This is a genomic window from Gilliamella apicola (assembly GCF_003202915.1).
In the GTDB taxonomy this organism is placed as follows: domain Bacteria; phylum Pseudomonadota; class Gammaproteobacteria; order Enterobacterales; family Orbaceae; genus Gilliamella; species Gilliamella apicola_Q.
In genome coordinates, this window is record NZ_QGLP01000004.1 from 714,080 (window position 1) to 730,084 (window position 16,005).

General features: G+C 36.9%; 15 protein-coding genes. 8 read left to right on the forward strand and 7 right to left on the reverse strand.

Annotation, left to right across the window (positions count from 1 at the left end):
• Nucleotides 1-5 precede the first annotated feature (5 nt).
• Entirely contained in the window at nucleotides 6-626 is a 621-nt protein-coding gene (gene lipB / locus DKK79_RS04840) for a lipoyl(octanoyl) transferase LipB (protein WP_110423069.1), read from the reverse strand.
• A gap of 376 nt (nucleotides 627-1,002) precedes the next feature.
• Between lipB and aceE the strand changes: the two genes are divergently transcribed.
• The 3 genes from aceE to lpdA are packed head-to-tail and all read left to right on the forward strand — an operon-like array spanning nucleotide 1,003 to nucleotide 6,734.
• Complete coding sequence (gene aceE / locus DKK79_RS04845; protein ID WP_110423070.1) at nucleotides 1,003-3,669, forward strand: pyruvate dehydrogenase (acetyl-transferring), homodimeric type; 2,667 nt, start codon at nucleotides 1,003-1,005, stop codon at nucleotides 3,667-3,669.
• A gap of 12 nt (nucleotides 3,670-3,681) precedes the next feature.
• Nucleotides 3,682-5,295, forward strand: coding sequence for a pyruvate dehydrogenase complex dihydrolipoyllysine-residue acetyltransferase (gene aceF / locus DKK79_RS04850; RefSeq protein ID WP_110423071.1), 1,614 nt, complete (start codon nucleotides 3,682-3,684; stop codon nucleotides 5,293-5,295).
• A gap of 14 nt (nucleotides 5,296-5,309) precedes the next feature.
• The gene (gene lpdA / locus DKK79_RS04855; protein WP_110423072.1) at nucleotides 5,310-6,734 is read left to right on the forward strand and encodes a dihydrolipoyl dehydrogenase; all 1,425 of its coding nucleotides are present in this window, start codon (nucleotides 5,310-5,312) and stop codon (nucleotides 6,732-6,734) included.
• Between the two features lie 104 nt (nucleotides 6,735-6,838).
• Here lpdA and DKK79_RS04860 read toward each other — a convergent pair whose 3' ends face one another.
• Nucleotides 6,839-7,072: a hypothetical protein gene (locus DKK79_RS04860; protein ID WP_110423073.1), complete on the reverse strand. Its 234-nt coding sequence runs from the start codon at nucleotides 7,070-7,072 to the stop codon at nucleotides 6,839-6,841.
• Between the two features lie 440 nt (nucleotides 7,073-7,512).
• Between DKK79_RS04860 and DKK79_RS04865 the strand changes: the two genes are divergently transcribed.
• The 4 genes from DKK79_RS04865 (at nucleotide 7,513) to DKK79_RS04880 (ending at nucleotide 11,421) form a co-directional block, all read left to right on the forward strand.
• Nucleotides 7,513-8,814 carry a PTS sugar transporter subunit IIC gene (locus DKK79_RS04865; RefSeq protein WP_110423074.1) on the forward strand — a complete coding sequence of 434 codons (1,302 nt, stop codon included), beginning with the start codon at nucleotides 7,513-7,515 and terminating at the stop codon, nucleotides 8,812-8,814.
• A 28-nt stretch (nucleotides 8,815-8,842) separates the two neighbouring features.
• A complete protein-coding gene (locus DKK79_RS04870) occupies nucleotides 8,843-10,270 on the forward strand; it encodes a glycoside hydrolase family 1 protein (protein ID WP_110423075.1) in 1,428 nt (475 codons plus the stop codon).
• 10 nt (nucleotides 10,271-10,280) lie between these two features.
• Complete coding sequence (locus DKK79_RS04875; RefSeq protein ID WP_034885120.1) at nucleotides 10,281-10,601, forward strand: PTS sugar transporter subunit IIB; 321 nt, start codon at nucleotides 10,281-10,283, stop codon at nucleotides 10,599-10,601.
• A 61-nt stretch (nucleotides 10,602-10,662) separates the two neighbouring features.
• Nucleotides 10,663-11,421, forward strand: a complete 759-nt coding sequence (locus DKK79_RS04880) for a GntR family transcriptional regulator (RefSeq protein ID WP_110423076.1) — start codon at nucleotides 10,663-10,665, stop codon at nucleotides 11,419-11,421.
• 250 nt (nucleotides 11,422-11,671) lie between these two features.
• Here DKK79_RS04880 and DKK79_RS04885 read toward each other — a convergent pair whose 3' ends face one another.
• From DKK79_RS04885 to DKK79_RS04900, 4 genes are read right to left on the reverse strand one after another with little or no spacing between them, the layout of a single operon-like run.
• The gene (locus DKK79_RS04885) at nucleotides 11,672-12,496 is read right to left on the reverse strand and encodes a PTS system mannose/fructose/sorbose family transporter subunit IID (protein WP_110423077.1); all 825 of its coding nucleotides are present in this window, start codon (nucleotides 12,494-12,496) and stop codon (nucleotides 11,672-11,674) included.
• Between the two features lie 14 nt (nucleotides 12,497-12,510).
• A complete protein-coding gene (locus tag DKK79_RS04890) occupies nucleotides 12,511-13,341 on the reverse strand; it encodes a PTS mannose/fructose/sorbose/N-acetylgalactosamine transporter subunit IIC (RefSeq protein ID WP_110423078.1) in 831 nt (276 codons plus the stop codon).
• Between the two features lie 24 nt (nucleotides 13,342-13,365).
• On the reverse strand, nucleotides 13,366-13,857 hold the full coding sequence (locus DKK79_RS04895) for a PTS system mannose/fructose/N-acetylgalactosamine-transporter subunit IIB (protein WP_110423079.1): 492 nt from the start codon (nucleotides 13,855-13,857) through the stop codon (nucleotides 13,366-13,368).
• Between the two features lie 23 nt (nucleotides 13,858-13,880).
• Nucleotides 13,881-14,300 carry a PTS sugar transporter subunit IIA gene (locus DKK79_RS04900; RefSeq protein WP_110423080.1) on the reverse strand — a complete coding sequence of 140 codons (420 nt, stop codon included), beginning with the start codon at nucleotides 14,298-14,300 and terminating at the stop codon, nucleotides 13,881-13,883.
• 182 nt (nucleotides 14,301-14,482) lie between these two features.
• Here DKK79_RS04900 and deoC point away from each other — a divergent pair, with 182 nt between their 5' ends.
• Nucleotides 14,483-15,193 (forward strand): deoxyribose-phosphate aldolase, encoded by a 711-nt coding sequence (gene deoC, locus DKK79_RS04905; protein ID WP_110423081.1) that lies wholly within the window; start codon nucleotides 14,483-14,485, stop codon nucleotides 15,191-15,193.
• Nucleotides 15,194-15,238: 45 nt separating this feature from the next.
• Here deoC and DKK79_RS04910 read toward each other — a convergent pair whose 3' ends face one another.
• The gene (locus DKK79_RS04910) at nucleotides 15,239-15,967 is read right to left on the reverse strand and encodes a GntR family transcriptional regulator (RefSeq protein ID WP_110423082.1); all 729 of its coding nucleotides are present in this window, start codon (nucleotides 15,965-15,967) and stop codon (nucleotides 15,239-15,241) included.
• Between the last annotated feature and the right edge of the window lie 38 nt (nucleotides 15,968-16,005).

A 16,005-nucleotide genomic window follows, 5' to 3' on the forward strand; every position in this document is an offset into this window, starting at 1 on the left:
ACTTCTTAACAGTTTGGTAACTGCTCAATAAAATGTTCAGTTAATAAATGATTAATTTCATGGCGGTCTATCTCAGCAATATGCTGCTTCATTTGTGTCATTTCTAATCCAGCATAGCCACATGGATTAATATAATTAAACGGTGTCAGATCCATATCGATATTAAGCGCTAATCCATGTAGCGTGCAGCCATGCTGTATATGTAATCCAAGAGAACAGATCTTCTGTTGATTGATATAAACGCCAGGGGCGTCCTGCTTTGAATAGGCGGTAATGCCATAGTGTTTTAATGTTTGAATAACACTATTTTCTAGATAATTGACGACATCACGAATACCTATTTTACGCCTTTTTAAATCAAGTAAGATATACATAATTTGCTGTCCGGGACCATGATAAGTAATTTGTCCACCTCGATCAGTTTGCACAACGGGGATAGGCGTTAGGGTGAGCAGATGTTCAGGTTTACCAACTTTTCCTTGGGTAAAAACGGCTGGGTGTTCAACTAGCCAAATTTCGTCTAGCGTTTGTTTATCACGCTGCTGGGTAAAATCATGCATAGCTTGATAAGTTGACAAATAGGGCACTGTACCCAACTGTTTAATTATCACGTTGTTATTTGGCATAGTTTACGTTTATTCAGTCTTCATTTATCAATAAATTAACAACTATATAACAGATTTTACTATAACTTGACAACCGCTAAGTATTCAAGGTATAACTCACAGGGTAATATTCTTTCCAATCTCATGATTTAAATTGACTTATATCAAATAATTATCTATTTATCTAAATTAATGATTGAAATAGTTGATTGTTTTAATAGGAATTAACATTCTTTTCTAGACGGTGGTTTGCTTTACTTTTTAATGGAAAATGGCAGACTGATATCATTAAAGCATCCGTAATGCGAAAGTTGGAGCTTGTAATTTTAGTTATGGCGTCTGTTATAGCTAAGGATAGCAAAAACTGCATTTTTTAAAACAAAAAAGAGGTTTTTATATGTCGGACATGCAAATGAATGATATCGATCCAGTTGAAACAAAAGATTGGCTGGAAAGTTTAGATTCTATTATTCGTGAAGAAGGCGTCGAACGAGCCCAATATATTATTGAGCAAATTGTCAATAAAGCTAGAGATGGAGGCGTTCCTTTACTCTTTGGTTCTTCAACCAGTAATTATATAAACACTATCCCGGTAGAAGATCAGCCGGCTTATCCCGGTGACTGGGAGATTGAAAGACGCATCCGTTCTATTGTTCGTTGGAACGCTATTATGATGGTGCTACGCGCTTCTAAAAAAGATTTAGAGCTTGGCGGTCATATGGCATCATTCCAATCGGCAGCGACATTTTATGAAGTCTGTTTTAACCATTTTTTTCGTGCGCGTAATGCAAAAGACGGCGGTGATTTAATCTACTTCCAAGGTCATATTTCACCGGGTATCTACTCGCGTGCTTTTATTGAAGGTCGTTTAACAGAAGAGCAACTTGATAATTTCAGACAGGAAGTTCATGGAAAAGGCTTATCATCTTATCCTCATCCAAAATTAATGCCGGAGTTCTGGCAATTCCCAACCGTTTCAATGGGATTAGGTCCTATCAGCGCTATCTTCCAAGCTCGCTTTTTAAAATATTTAAACCATCGTGGTTTAAAAGATACCACCGAACAAACCGTTTATGCCTTCTTAGGTGATGGTGAAATGGATGAGCCAGAAGCAAAAGGTGCCATTACCGTTGCAACACGTGAAAAACTCGATAATTTAGTCTTTGTTATCAACTGTAATTTACAACGCCTTGATGGCCCAGTAACCGGTAATGGCAAAATAGTTAATGAACTTGAAGGGGTATTTGCCGGTGCAGGTTGGAACGTGATTAAAGTACTTTGGGGTGATCGCTGGGATAAATTATTGCAAAAAGATAAATCAGGTAAATTAATTCGTTTAATGAATGAAACCCTCGATGGCGATTATCAAACTTTCAAATCCAAAGATGGTGCTTATGTGCGTGAACATTTCTTTGGTAAATATCCGGAAACCGCTGAATTAGTCAAAGATATGTCTGACGCCGAAATCTTTAGACTTAACCGTGGTGGTCAAGATCCAGAAAAAATGTTTGCCGCCTTTGCCAGAGCAAAAGAGACTAAAGGTCGACCAACTGTAATTTTAGCTCACACTATTAAAGGATATGGTATGGGCGAAGCCGCAGAAGCGAAAAACATTGCCCACCAAGTCAAAAAAATGAATATGGATGGTGTTCGTCATGTTCGTGACTTCTTTAATATTCCGGTAACTGATGAAGCACTTGAAAAATTACCTTACATCAAATTTGAAGAACATACTCCAGAATACAAATATATTCATGAACGTCGTCAAGCATTACATGGTTATGTACCTTCAAGATTAACTAAATTCTCAGGAACAGTTTCGATTCCTCCATTAAGCGAATTTGCTCCGTTACTTGAAGCTCAATCCAAAGAAATTTCAACCACTATCGCTTTTGTGCGGGCGCTTAACATCATGCTAAAAGATAAGGATTTAGCACCGCGATTAGTGCCAATTCTGGCTGATGAAGCACGTACTTTTGGTATGGAAGGTCTATTCCGCCAAATTGGTATTTATAACCCACATGGTCAACAGTATACCCCACAAGATAAAGAGCAGGTTGCTTACTATCGTGAAGACGAGAAGGGACAAATTCTGCAAGAAGGTATCAATGAGTGTGGTGCAACAGCATCATGGCTAGCGGCGGCGACATCCTACAGTAATAATGATTTCCCGATGATTCCTTTCTACATTTATTACTCGATGTTTGGTTTCCAACGTGTTGGTGACTTAATGTGGGCAGCAGGCGATCAACAAGCGCGTGGCTTTATGATTGGTGGGACTTCAGGTCGGACAACATTAAACGGTGAAGGTTTACAACACCAAGATGGTCATAGTCATATCCAAGCATTAACCATTCCGAACTGTTTATCATACGATCCAGCCTATGCTTATGAAGTGGCAGTTATTATGCAAGATGGCTTACGTCGTATGTATGGTGAACAGGAAAATGTTTACTATTACATTACCACCCTTAATGAAAACTATGTCCAACCGGCAATGCCTGAAGGTGCGCAAGAGGGGATTTGTCGTGGTATCTACAAACTCGATACCGTAGAAGGGCAACAAGGGAAACCAACTGTACAATTATTAGGCTCGGGGTCAATGCTGCGACATGTTCGTGAAGCGGCGGATATTTTGGCTAAAAACTATGGTGTTAGCTCAGACGTTTACAGTGTCACTTCATTTACGCTACTGGCTCGTGATGGTCAAGATTGTGAGCGTTACAACATGTTACATCCAAGCGAACCAGCCAAAGTGCCTTATGTTGCTCAAATAATGAATAACAACCCTGCTGTTGTTTCAACTGATTATATGAAACTTTATGCCGAACAAATTCGTGGATTTGTACCAGCAGAAAGCTACCGGGTACTAGGCACCGATGGATTCGGTCGTAGTGATAGTCGGGAAAATTTACGTCATCATTTTGAAGTCGATGCATCTTATGTGGTGATTGCCGCATTAGGAGAACTAGCTAAACGTGGTGATATTCAAGCAAGTATTGTTGAAGACGCGATTAAAAAGTTCGAAATCAATGCAGACAAACTCAATCCACGTATTGCATAAGAGGTAAAAATAATGAGTATTGAAATAAAATTACCCGATATCGGAAGTGATGAAGTTGAAGTAACTGAAATTCTGGTTAAAGTCGGCGACAAAGTGGATGTAGATCAATCGTTATTGACCGTCGAAGGTGATAAAGCATCGATGGAAATACCGGCACCACAAGCCGGGATTGTAAAGTCGATCATCGTAAAAGTTGGCGACAAAGTGACAACCGGTGTGAGTATTATGCAATTTGACGAAATCGGTTCGAGTGCGTCAACAGATCCAACACCAACTGTTTCAACAGCTACTTCAACGACAGCTCTAGCATCCGCGTCGAGCAGTGGACAAATTGTTGATGTTAATGTCCCAGACATAGGTGGTGATGAAGTCGAAGTGACCGAAATTTTAGTTAAAGTTGGTGATTCAGTTTCGGTTGATGATTCACTAATTACGGTGGAAGGTGACAAAGCCTCGATGGAAGTACCGGCAACAATAGCGGGTACGGTAAAAAATATCGTTGTAAAAATTGGCGACAAAGTCAAAACTGGATCTAAAATAATGGAGTTTGAAACAGCGGCTAGTAGTGCGCCGGCGAAAGCCGATTCAGCTCCTGTAGTGGCTGAAAAACCGGTTGCTTCAGCTTCGATAGCCAATAATAACAGTAGTAACAACAGTAGCAATAATGCTTCGGCACCCGTGTCAGCTAGCAATGAATTTGTAGAAAATGATGCTTATGCCCATGCCACACCTTCAATCCGCCGATTAGCGCGCGAGTTTGGTATTAATCTTGCCAAAGTACAACCAACTGGCCCTAAACATCGTGTATTACGTGAAGATATTCAAAATTACGTAAAAAATGCGGTAAAACAATCCGAAAATGGCGGAACTGGTGGAGCATTACCAGGTTTATTACCTTGGCCGAAAGTTGATTTTAGTAAGTTTGGTGAAGTTGAATCCTTACCATTAACCAAGATCCAAAAAGTATCAGGTGCCAACTTACATCGTAACTGGGTAATGATTCCACATGTTACTGAGTTTGATGAAACTGACATCACTGAACTAGAAGCTTTCCGTAAGCAGCAAAATGCTGAGGCAGAAAAGAAAAAACTCGATCTCAAAATTACCCCATTAGTGTTTATCATGAAAGCTGTAGCCAGTGCGTTAACTGCTTATCCGCGTTTTAATAGCTCGCTATCAGAAGATACACAAACCCTTATCGTCAAAAAATATATCAACATTGGCGTAGCAGTTGACACGCCAAATGGCTTAGTTGTGCCAGTATTTAAAGATGTGAACAAAAAAGGTATTGTGGAACTCTCGAAAGAGCTTGCGGAAATCTCCAAGAAAGCACGTGACGGTAAACTCACCGGTAGTGATATGCAAGGTGGCTGTTTCACTATTTCCAGCCTTGGTGGCATCGGAACGACCGCATTTACCCCAATTGTTAATGCGCCAGAAGTGGGTATTCTCGGTGTATCTCGTTCAACTATGAAACCTGTTTGGAATGGTAAAGAATTTACAGCACGCCTAATGTTACCTTTATCATTATCCTTTGATCATCGTGTGATTGATGGGGCAGATGGTGCTCGCTTCTTAAGCCATATTGTTAATGTTTTATCCGACTTACGTCGACTAGTGATGTAGTGGAGGAAATCGATATGAGTCAAGACGTTAAAACACAACTCGTTGTATTAGGTGCCGGGCCAGCCGGTTACTCCGCTGCCTTCCGTGCTGCTGATCTTGGATTGGAAGTAACATTGGTCGAACGTTATTCTACTTTAGGTGGTGTTTGTCTCAATGTGGGGTGCATTCCCTCTAAAGCATTACTTCATGTTGCTAAAGTGATGGATGAAGCAAAATCTCTCACTGAGCATGGAATTCATTTTGGTACACCAAAACTGGAACTCGACAAAGTTCGTGATTGGAAAGAAAAGGTTATCAACCAGCTGACCAACGGACTTGCTGGCATGGCCAAAATGCGTAAAGTCAATGTTATACAGGGTGAAGCACAATTTACTGATAGTCACACAATGGAGGTGACATCGGCAAAAGGCATCACCAAAATTACCTTTGACAATGCGATTATTGCTGCTGGTTCAAGGCCAATAACCTTACCATTTATTCCTCATGACGATCCGCGTATATGGGATTCAACAGATGCGCTAGCATTAACCACCATCCCTAAAAAATTACTCTTAATGGGTGGTGGGATTATCGGTCTCGAAATGGGAACGGTTTATCATGCATTGGGTTCAGAAGTAGATGTTGTTGAAATGCTAGATCAAGTGATCCCCGCTGCGGATAAAGATGTGGTGAAAGTCTTTAGCAAACAAATCCAACAAAAGTTCACTTTACGTTTAGAAACTAAAGTAAGTACTGTTGAAGCTAAACATGATGCTATCTACGTCACCATGGAGAAGAAAGATGGAACCATCGAAACGCATACTTACGATGCAGTACTGGTGGCAATAGGTCGTGCGCCAAATGGCAAACTTATCAGCGCTGAAAAAGCGGGGGTTAATGTGACCGACCGCGGTTTTATTGAAGTAGATAAGCAAATGCGAACTAATGTACCTCATATTTACGCCATTGGCGATATTGTCGGGCAACCAATGCTGGCTCATAAAGGTGTTCATGAAGGTCATGTTGCAGCCGAAGTCATAGCGGGTAAAAACCATTTCTTCGATCCGAAAACCATACCATCAATTGCTTATACCGAACCAGAAGTTGCATGGGTAGGGTTAACCGAAAAAGAAGCCAAGGCAAAAGGTATCGATTATGAGGTAGCTATATTTCCATGGGCGGCATCAGGGCGAGCGATTGCATCTGATTGTTCACAGGGGATGACTAAACTAATTTTCAATAAAGCGGATAATCGTCTTCTAGGTGGGGCAGTAGTGGGAGCCAATGGTGGAGAACTACTTGGGGAAATTACTCTGGCCGTTGAAATGGGTTGTGATGCAGAAGATATTGCACTCACCATTCATGCACATCCAACCTTACATGAATCAATTGGCCTCGCGTCAGAAATTTATGAAGGATCGGTAACTGATTTGCCGAATGCGAAAGCAGTTAAAAAATAGAGACTATTTATTTTATTGTTTTTAATGCAATAATGCCGTTATTTTGCTAACGGCATTTTATTTTGCTAATCAAAATATTCAACAATTTAAAATGTTCATTGAAATTAATATATTGGTTTATAAACTTGATAGGTGTCTAAATCAATAACATAATCAACTATAATATGTTCATCATAGGGATAAACATTGAAGCCAAATTGAATACAAAAGAAATCTACGAAATTATCGGCACCAAACTCATTAATAATCTTCATCATGCGATTTTTTAGTTGGCCAATATTTCTAACTTTAACAGAAATAAGTGTATTACCGTAATAACTTTCAATTTCAATAATCATCTTGCTAAAGCGCTAACTTATTCTTTAATTATTCATAAAATTATCGTTTATGGTTGATTCAAAAACTCATTTAATCTTAATAGAAAAATGTGAGAAAGGGGAGTTTTTAAATAAAAATAATCGACTAATTTTAAGATAAATATAAAAAAATAACCTTATATTAACGATTATTCCGCTATTAAGCTATCAAATTCAAAAGATTGAATATATTGTCATACCAAAATTTAATAATTTCCCTCTATTAAAAATAATTAATCGTCGTTTTAGCCATTTATTTTTTAAATTTGGTATGCCAATAAATGATATTTGTCACATTTTTAAAAATTAGTGGGATTCCAATTTGATGTGTTGTGAGAGTGATCACAGATTCACTCACTTATAAGTATTATTTTTTGCTTGTCAGTGAATCTCATCCATCCCTCAAATTGGAGATTGTAAATATGTCTAGAGTAAATGAAGTTATTGATAAGCTAGGGAAATTTGCTAATAAATTTAATAGTTTAAGATATATAATGGCAATTAAAGCTGCATTTATTACCTTAATGCCAGTGATTATTGTTGGTGCATTTGCAGTATTGATGTCCAATATTGTATTTGATAGACAAAACGGATTAGCTTATTTTGACTGCTTATCTTTTTTAGCGATACTCAAACCTATAGCTAGTAATTTAAATTATGCAACGTTAAATTTTCTAACCATTGGGGCAGTATTTTTGATAGCCATCGAATTAGGGCGGATAAATGGTAATAAAACTTTATTTCCTGGGTTGCTGGCAATAATTTGTTTTATTTCTGTGCAACCAACATTCACAGAAGTAGTTGTTGAAGGGCAAAAATTTCAAGTCACTAATGTGTTAGCTCGGCAGTTTACCGATACCAAAAGTCTTTTTCTTGGTATGTTTATCGCTATTATCTCTGTAGAAATATACTCGAAATTATTAAAAGTAGATAAATTAAGAGTAAAAATGCCCGATAGTGTGCCATCTAATGTTTCAGCTTCATTTTCTGCACTCATTCCCGCAATATTGACGACTTCATTGGTCGCTGCTTTCGGTTTTGTTTTTTACAAATTAACTGGCATGTTCCTATATGACGCCATTTATAAAGTTGTTCAACAACCGCTAGAGTCAGTCATGCAAAGTTTGCCGGGACTATTGTTATTAATGTTTGTAGCACAAATATTTTGGGTGATAGGGATTCATGGTAATCAAATGATAAAACCGATTCGAGAACCGTTATTACTCGGTGCAATTATGGTTAACATGAGCGATTTTGAACAGGGAATTGAACCCACGAATATTATTACCATGCCGTTTTGGGATGTTTATATGAGCATTGGTGGATCAGGTTGTACCTTTGGGTTACTTATCGCTATTTTTATTGCTATAAAACGCAAAGAGATGAGAGAAATCGCTAAATTATCGCTTGGCCCTGGCATTTTTAATATTAATGAGCCCGTTATTTTTGGTTTACCAATAATGTTAAATCCGATTTTGGCCATTCCTTTTATTATTACTCCACTAGTTACCGGCACAATTGGCTATATCGCAACCAGTATCGGTTTTGCAGGTAAAGCTGTGGTGATGGTTCCTTGGACTACACCGCCAATTATCAGTGCTTATCTGTCAACCGCTGGATCGCTAGGTGCGGTGGTGACACAATTATTCTGCATTCTTATCGCTATTTTGATCTATCTACCTTTCCTAAAAATAGCGGCAAAACGGTCTAAACTTCAATCCTAATTAGGATAAATATTCAAGGAGTACAATCATGAGTAAATTAACGATGGATATCCCGAAAAATTTTATTTTAGGTGCTTCAACTTCTGCATGGCAAACTGAAGGCTGGTGTGGAAAGAGAGAGAATCAGGATTCATATTTAGATATTTGGTATAAAAATGATCGTAACGTTTGGCATGATGGGTATGGTCCTGCCGTTGCCACCGATTTAATCAATCGTTATCAAGAAGAAGTTGAATTAATGAAGCAAATAGGGATCACTCACTATCGAACTTCAATCAACTGGTCGCGTTTCTTGACTGACTATGAGAATGCCATTGTCGATGAAGACTATGCCAAATACTATGATAATTTCCTCAACCAAATTGTTGAAAATGGCATTGTTCCAATGCTCTGTTTAGAACATTATGAAGTTCCTGCTGAATTATTTAATCAATATGGTGGCTGGAATTCGAAACATGTCGTCGAACTTTTTGTTAAATTTGCCGAAAAAGTCTTTGAACGTTACCACCATGTGGTAAAACGGTGGTTTGTTTTCAATGAACCCATCGTCATTCAAACCAGAGTGTATTTAGATGCTGAACGTTGGCCTTATGAACAAAATACCAATAAGTGGATGCAGTGGAATCACCATAAAAATTTAGCTACTGCCAAAGTTGTTCAGCTATTTCGTCAAAAAAATTATGAAGGTAGTGTTGGCACAATATTAAATCCGGAGGTTACCTATCCTCGCTCTTCATCTAAAGACGATCTACAAGCCGCTAAAATGTATGATCTTTTTTATAATCGAGTGTTTCTTGATCCCGCATTTAACGGTGAATATCCTCAAGAACTTATTGATTTATTGGCTAAACACCAAGTTCAGTGGGACTATAATGAACAAGAACTTGAAATCATTAAACAATTTCGTGTCGATGAAGTCGCAATTAATTTATATTTTCCTCATCGAGTTAAAGCACCAACCAAACAATGGCACAAGGATGCCGCATTTCATCCGGCTTTTTATTATGAATCCTTCGAGTTGCCTGGAAGAAAAATGAACAAATCGAGAGGTTGGGAAATTTACCCTAAAATTGTTTACGATTTTGCCATGCGAGTGAAACAAGAATATAACAATCAATCGTGGTTTATCTGTGAAAATGGCATGGGAATTGAAGATGAAAAACGATTTAAAAATAATCAAGGAATGATTCAAGACGATTATCGAATTGATTTTATTTCGCAGCATCTTTATTGGACTCTTAAAGCCATTGAGGATGGCGCTAATTGTGGTGGTTATATGTTATGGGCATTTACTGATAATGTTTCACCAATGAATGCATTTAAAAATCGTTATGGATTGATAGAAATAGATCTTGAGCAAAACCGCAACAGAAGATTGAAAAAATCTGCATTATGGTTTGAAAATTTAATTAAAACACGTCAACTAACGGTAAATTTAGATGACGAAGACAAATAAGGAGCAAAAGATGAAACAAGTTATTTTTGCCTGTGCAGGTGGCATGTCAACCTCATTATTAGTCAATAAAATTAGAAAAGAAGCACTCGAACGATCGCTAGACTTTGATTTTATCGCTATAAGCGAGCAACTGTTGTATCAGCATCTTAATAGTGATAGTGATAATATTGTCGCGGTATTGTTAGGTCCTCAGATGAGATTTGCTCTCGATGAAAGTAAAAAGCAAACGGAAAAATTTGGTATACCGATTGACATTATTGATCCTGTTGCTTATGGTACAATGAACGCAAGTAAAGTATTAGATCAAATTTTGCAAATGATCAAAGCATAATAATTAATACCAATCTTAGCAAAGTTAATGCTAAGGTTGGTATTTTAGCAGGAACCGGTGAATGTTAACTGACAATAATTTATCAACTCAATATTCTAAAAAACAATATCAAGAAATTGCCGAAATTTTGCTGGAAAAAATTAACCAGAACGAATATCCCTTAGGTTCTAAATTACCGCCGGAAAGGACTATTGCCGATGCCTATGGTGTTAGTCGAACGATTGTACGTGAAGCGTTAATCGCTTTGGAAGTAAAAGGTTTTGTTTCAATTAAGCAAAGTTCGGGTATTTATGTGATTAATAAACCGGATGCAAATTATTGTCGAATTCTTGGACCATTTGAACTATTACAAGCCAGTCAACTTATTGAAACTAACATTGCTTCGTTTGCTTCGCAAATGATAACAATTGCTAATATTGAAAGTTTAAAAAAAATCTTAGAACAAGAATTGCATGCCACCATGAATAATGAGTTTGATAACAACAATGATTTTAACTTTCATCTCAATATTGCCCAAGCAACGCAAAATCAGATGTTAGTCAATTCATTAAAAAATTTATGGGAACATAAACAAAAGTCATTTAATTGGCAGCAGCTGGTAGAGCATACCAATACCAAAGGTTATCGATTACAGTGGCATGCTGACCATCAACAAATTTTAGCCGCTTTATGTCGTCGTGACAGCGTAGGGGCTTATAAAGCGATGTGGCAACATATTGAAAACGAAAAAAATATTTTGATGAACTTGTCGGATAAAACTTCCATTGATTTTGATGGTTATATTTTTTCATCGATTAATTTATTAGAAAATTTTACTTAAACTACATTTAAACTCGTTATTAGTACGGCAAAATTGCTAATCCAATTATATTACCCCCTATGGTATTGCCATTCTCCTTTGAAAATATTAAAGACTTTTCTAATTGTTGATTAGCAACTAACTTAAAAAGCGGCAATTCTGGAGGGATTCAAATAGTGGTTAAGGGAATTAATAAAAATTCCCTTAACTTTATACTTAGTCAGTTCAATTAAGATCGCTATTAAACCTTTAATACATAAAATTGCTTAAATTAAAATACGCCGATCACTACACCAACCGTTGTAATAGCAGTCAAAATTAATATAACTTTGGTTGCAGTCATCTGTTTTGCTGAGACCAACCACCACGCCAATAGCACCATAGATAATGGTAGTATTTTTGGGAATATGCCATCAAGTACACTTTGTAATGAGCGGATGCTTTCGCCCATTGGAATTTCTAAAGTTGAATTAAGCACAATATTACCTGCGGCTAAGCCACCAACTACCATGATACCAAGTATGTTAAACGCATCAGTAATACGTTTGACGTTATCACCAATAATATTATCAATCGCATTAACCCCCAATTTATAGCCATAATGGAAGCTGAGATAAGAGATCAAAGGTCCTAAAATACCATAAGCTAAAATATAGAAAATCGGTCCGATAGCATTACCACCGGCAGCCATCCCCATGGCTATTGATAATAAAATTGGTACGATAATCCCTTGAATGAGTGAGTCTCCAATCCCAGCTAAAGGACCCATTAAGGTGGCTTTGATGTTTACTGGTAATTCTTCCGGTACATTTTTACCTAAAGCGATCTCCTCTTCCATTGACGCAACAATACCGTTGATGATTTGACCAGTTTGCGGTTCGGTATTATAAAACATGGAGTGTCTGACTAATAAACGACGTTTTGCTTCGGGATCATTTTTATAATACTTTTCTGCAAAAGGAATATAGGAAAAAGCCCAAGCATGTGCTTGTAATTTTTCGTAACTCATTGAGGATAGGTGGGTAAAACCCCATCGATACCAAATTTGACGTAGCTCTCGTTTGGTTAAACGTTGTTCTTCAATTAATTTATCCATTTTTATTCTCCTTTTTAGAACAAATCTTCATCTTCAAACACATCTGAATTTGATGAATTTGTCTCTTTAATTGGTGTTGCTGCCGATTTATTGCTTGCAATAAAATATAAGTAAGCAACTAAAGCGGAGATGAATACTAGAGCAATCATGCTTAAGCCAGCAAAAGCTAATAACACGAAACCAGCGAAGAAAAAGATTAACTGAATTTTTGATTTAATCACAATATTCATAAGCATTGCGATACCTAATGCCGGCAATACACCGCCTAATACTGAGATGATTTTAGTAATAACTTCTGGGACATTAGCTAATAACCACTCCACCAAACCAGAACCATAATAGATAGCTAAAAAGACTGGAACGGCGCGTAATAAAAAGGTGGTGATTTGTGGATAAAATAGGTGATTTAACACGATACCCCGGGTATTATTAGTTTCAGCTGCATGCTGTGCTTTATTATTCCAAAATGAGTATAATGCCATTCGAGTATTATAGAATATCAAGCCGAAAGTCTGACCTAATAAAACGGAAAGTGTGACGGCTACCGCAGGTTCTTTGGTGGTAGCAAGGGCTAAGCCAATGCCACCATAATCTGCATAAGTGATTTCACTATTGGTTGCTCCACCAGTTGATAAATTGGCAATAAAAACTGCTTGAACGGCTAAGCCGCACAATACCCCAGCTTGTACATCGCCAAAGGCTAAACCAACTAATAAACCCGCAACTAATGGCCTACCCATTATATAAAATCCACCTGACATACCAAACAGCCATGGTGATTCAATCGCGCCTAAATAACAAAATATCCCTGTTAATAGAGCGGGAATAAAAAGCGTTGTTTCCATAATTTTTCCCTCAAAATATGCAAGTTATAAAGTGTCGTATTTCTTTTTCATTACATCCCAACTTTTAGCTTCATCATCAGGTAGTAATTGAAATTCGATCTTGATTCCTTGGCTTTCAATGTAATCAAATGCTTTATAATCGTTTTCATCAATGGCAACTGTGCGTCCTAATACTTTTGCTCCTGCCCGAGTATTCATACAACCGATATTTAATGTTGGCGGTAATTTAGCACCTGCCTGTAATAATTTTTCAAATGTCTGTGGTGAATCACTGATTAAGAAAAAATTTTTACTTGATTCCATTCCTTGTTTTATTTTTTCGACCCCTTGTTGTACGGTGTAAATGCCAATTTTTAATGTTCCTGCTGCTGCTTTTAATACCCGTTTACGCAAATCGTCTGACGCGATATTGTCACCCACGACTAGAATGCCATCGACAGGTCTGACTTTGGTCCAACGAGTCATGATTTGACCATGAATCACACGGTCGTCGACTCTGGTTAATGTAATTGCCATAATTGTTCACTCCTATCGTTCAATTAAAAATCTATATCTTGATTGTTATTTTCGCTAATTGGTGCCATTGATACCGAGGTTTGTCCTGCTTCTAAAATTGAATCAAGCGTTTCATGAATATCATCTTGGTCTATCAATGCTCCAGCTTGGATCAACATAGGTAAATTTAGCCCTGCTAATAAATAGACCTTATTCGGATGAGCTAACATATAACGGAAAGTTTCGTTGTAAGGTGTCCCTCCAGTAATGTCACTTATGACAATCACCACACCATTTTTTATAATTTGTTCATCTAAAACTGCTGTTAAGCGTGATGAAAAGTCACTAATTCCTTTATCATCAAGTTTGACAGCGATAAATGGCGATATATCACCGGCAATCATTTGGTAACTAGATAAAATGCCTTCGCACAAATCACCATGTGACGTAACCACGATTTTCATTTCGACCAACCTCCTTTGAACATTATTTAAATATATATTTACATATTTATTTTTTTAAAAAAATATATTATGAGTTATTTTTCATGAACTGAGAGGTTTATCACATTTTTATCAGGCTTTTTATTGACAAAAAGTTAATTATTTTTAATATATGTATTTACATATTGTATTAAGGAAGAAACATGAAAAACTATTCTTTAGGTGATTTAAGTCGACTTATCGATCACACCAATTTAAAACCAGATGCAACCGTTGCTATGATGGAAAAACTATGTAAGGAAGCGAGTGACTATCAATTCAAGATGGTCGCAATCAATCAGGTGCAATCAAAATTGTGCGCTGAACTATTAAAAGGTACCGATGTCGATATCGGCGCAGCTATTGCATTTCCTTTAGGTCAAACAACAATTGAAGCCAAATGCTTTGAAACTAAAAATGCCATTGAAATTGGTGCGACGGAAATTGATTATGTGATTAACATTTCTGAATTAAAGGCGGGAAATTTAAAATATATTGAGCAGGAAATGTCTGAAATTGTTAAAATTTGCCGCCAACATAATGTTATTTCAAAGGTGATTTTTGAAAATTGTTATTTAACTGATGAAGAAAAAATAGCACTTTGCAAAATTGCAGTTAAAGTTAAGCCAGACTTTATCAAAACCTCGACCGGTTTTGGCCCATCAGGGGCAACACTTGAAGATGTTAAATTAATGAAGGCACAGGTAGGCGATGCAGTAAAAGTTAAAGCAGCTGGTGGTATTCGTAATGCTGATACATTTATAAAGATGATTGCTGCAGGGGCAGAGCGTATTGGAACCAGTGCCGGCATCGCAATTATTGAAGAACTTAAAAAAGATTTACAAGCAAAACAAAAACAGACAATCGAAATTTAAGCAATTAATTATATACCCACTATGAGTGGGTATATTTTTTCAAAATTAGCTAGAATGATTTAGCTCAAACACAAATGAATTAATATCACCACGATATTTTGATATTGAATATTCAATTGGCGTTCGATCGTGACTATAGCCAACAGAGTGGAAATAAAAAATAGGATCACCTTCTTCAATATCTAATAAATCACTGGTGGTTTCGTCAGCTTTTAAAACATCTAATTTTCGCCGTATTTGGACAATAGGCAAATTCATCTTTTCTAAAACTGAATAAAGCTTTTGGTGTTTAAAATCATTATGTAAAAAATTAGGTAATAATTTTACCGGTAAATAAGTGGTCACGAGCACTATTGGTTTGTTTTCCGCATAACGTAGTCGAACTAATTTATATATAGCATCCAATTCATTAATAGCTAAGTTGTTTGCAATTTCACTGGTTGCTTTATCCACTTTGAAAGTTAAAACTTTAGTGGTTGGATGAAGTCCTTTACGATTCATTTCTGAATCATAACTTTCAATTATATGGGTAAATTCTTGATTAATTTTTTGTTGTTTAACTATCGTTCCACGACGTTTTCGACGCTCAAGGAATCCATCATTAACCAAAAACTGAATAGCTTGACGGACGGTAGGGCGACTGACTTGATAGATATCAGTTAATTCAGACTCTTTAGGGATTAGTTGCCCTTGAGCATACTCCCCCGATTGGATTTTTTTTAATAAATCTTGCTGAATAAACAAATGACGTGGAATTTTATTATCTGAAACCATGATGACAATTGTTAATTATTATGTTTTAACATATTAAT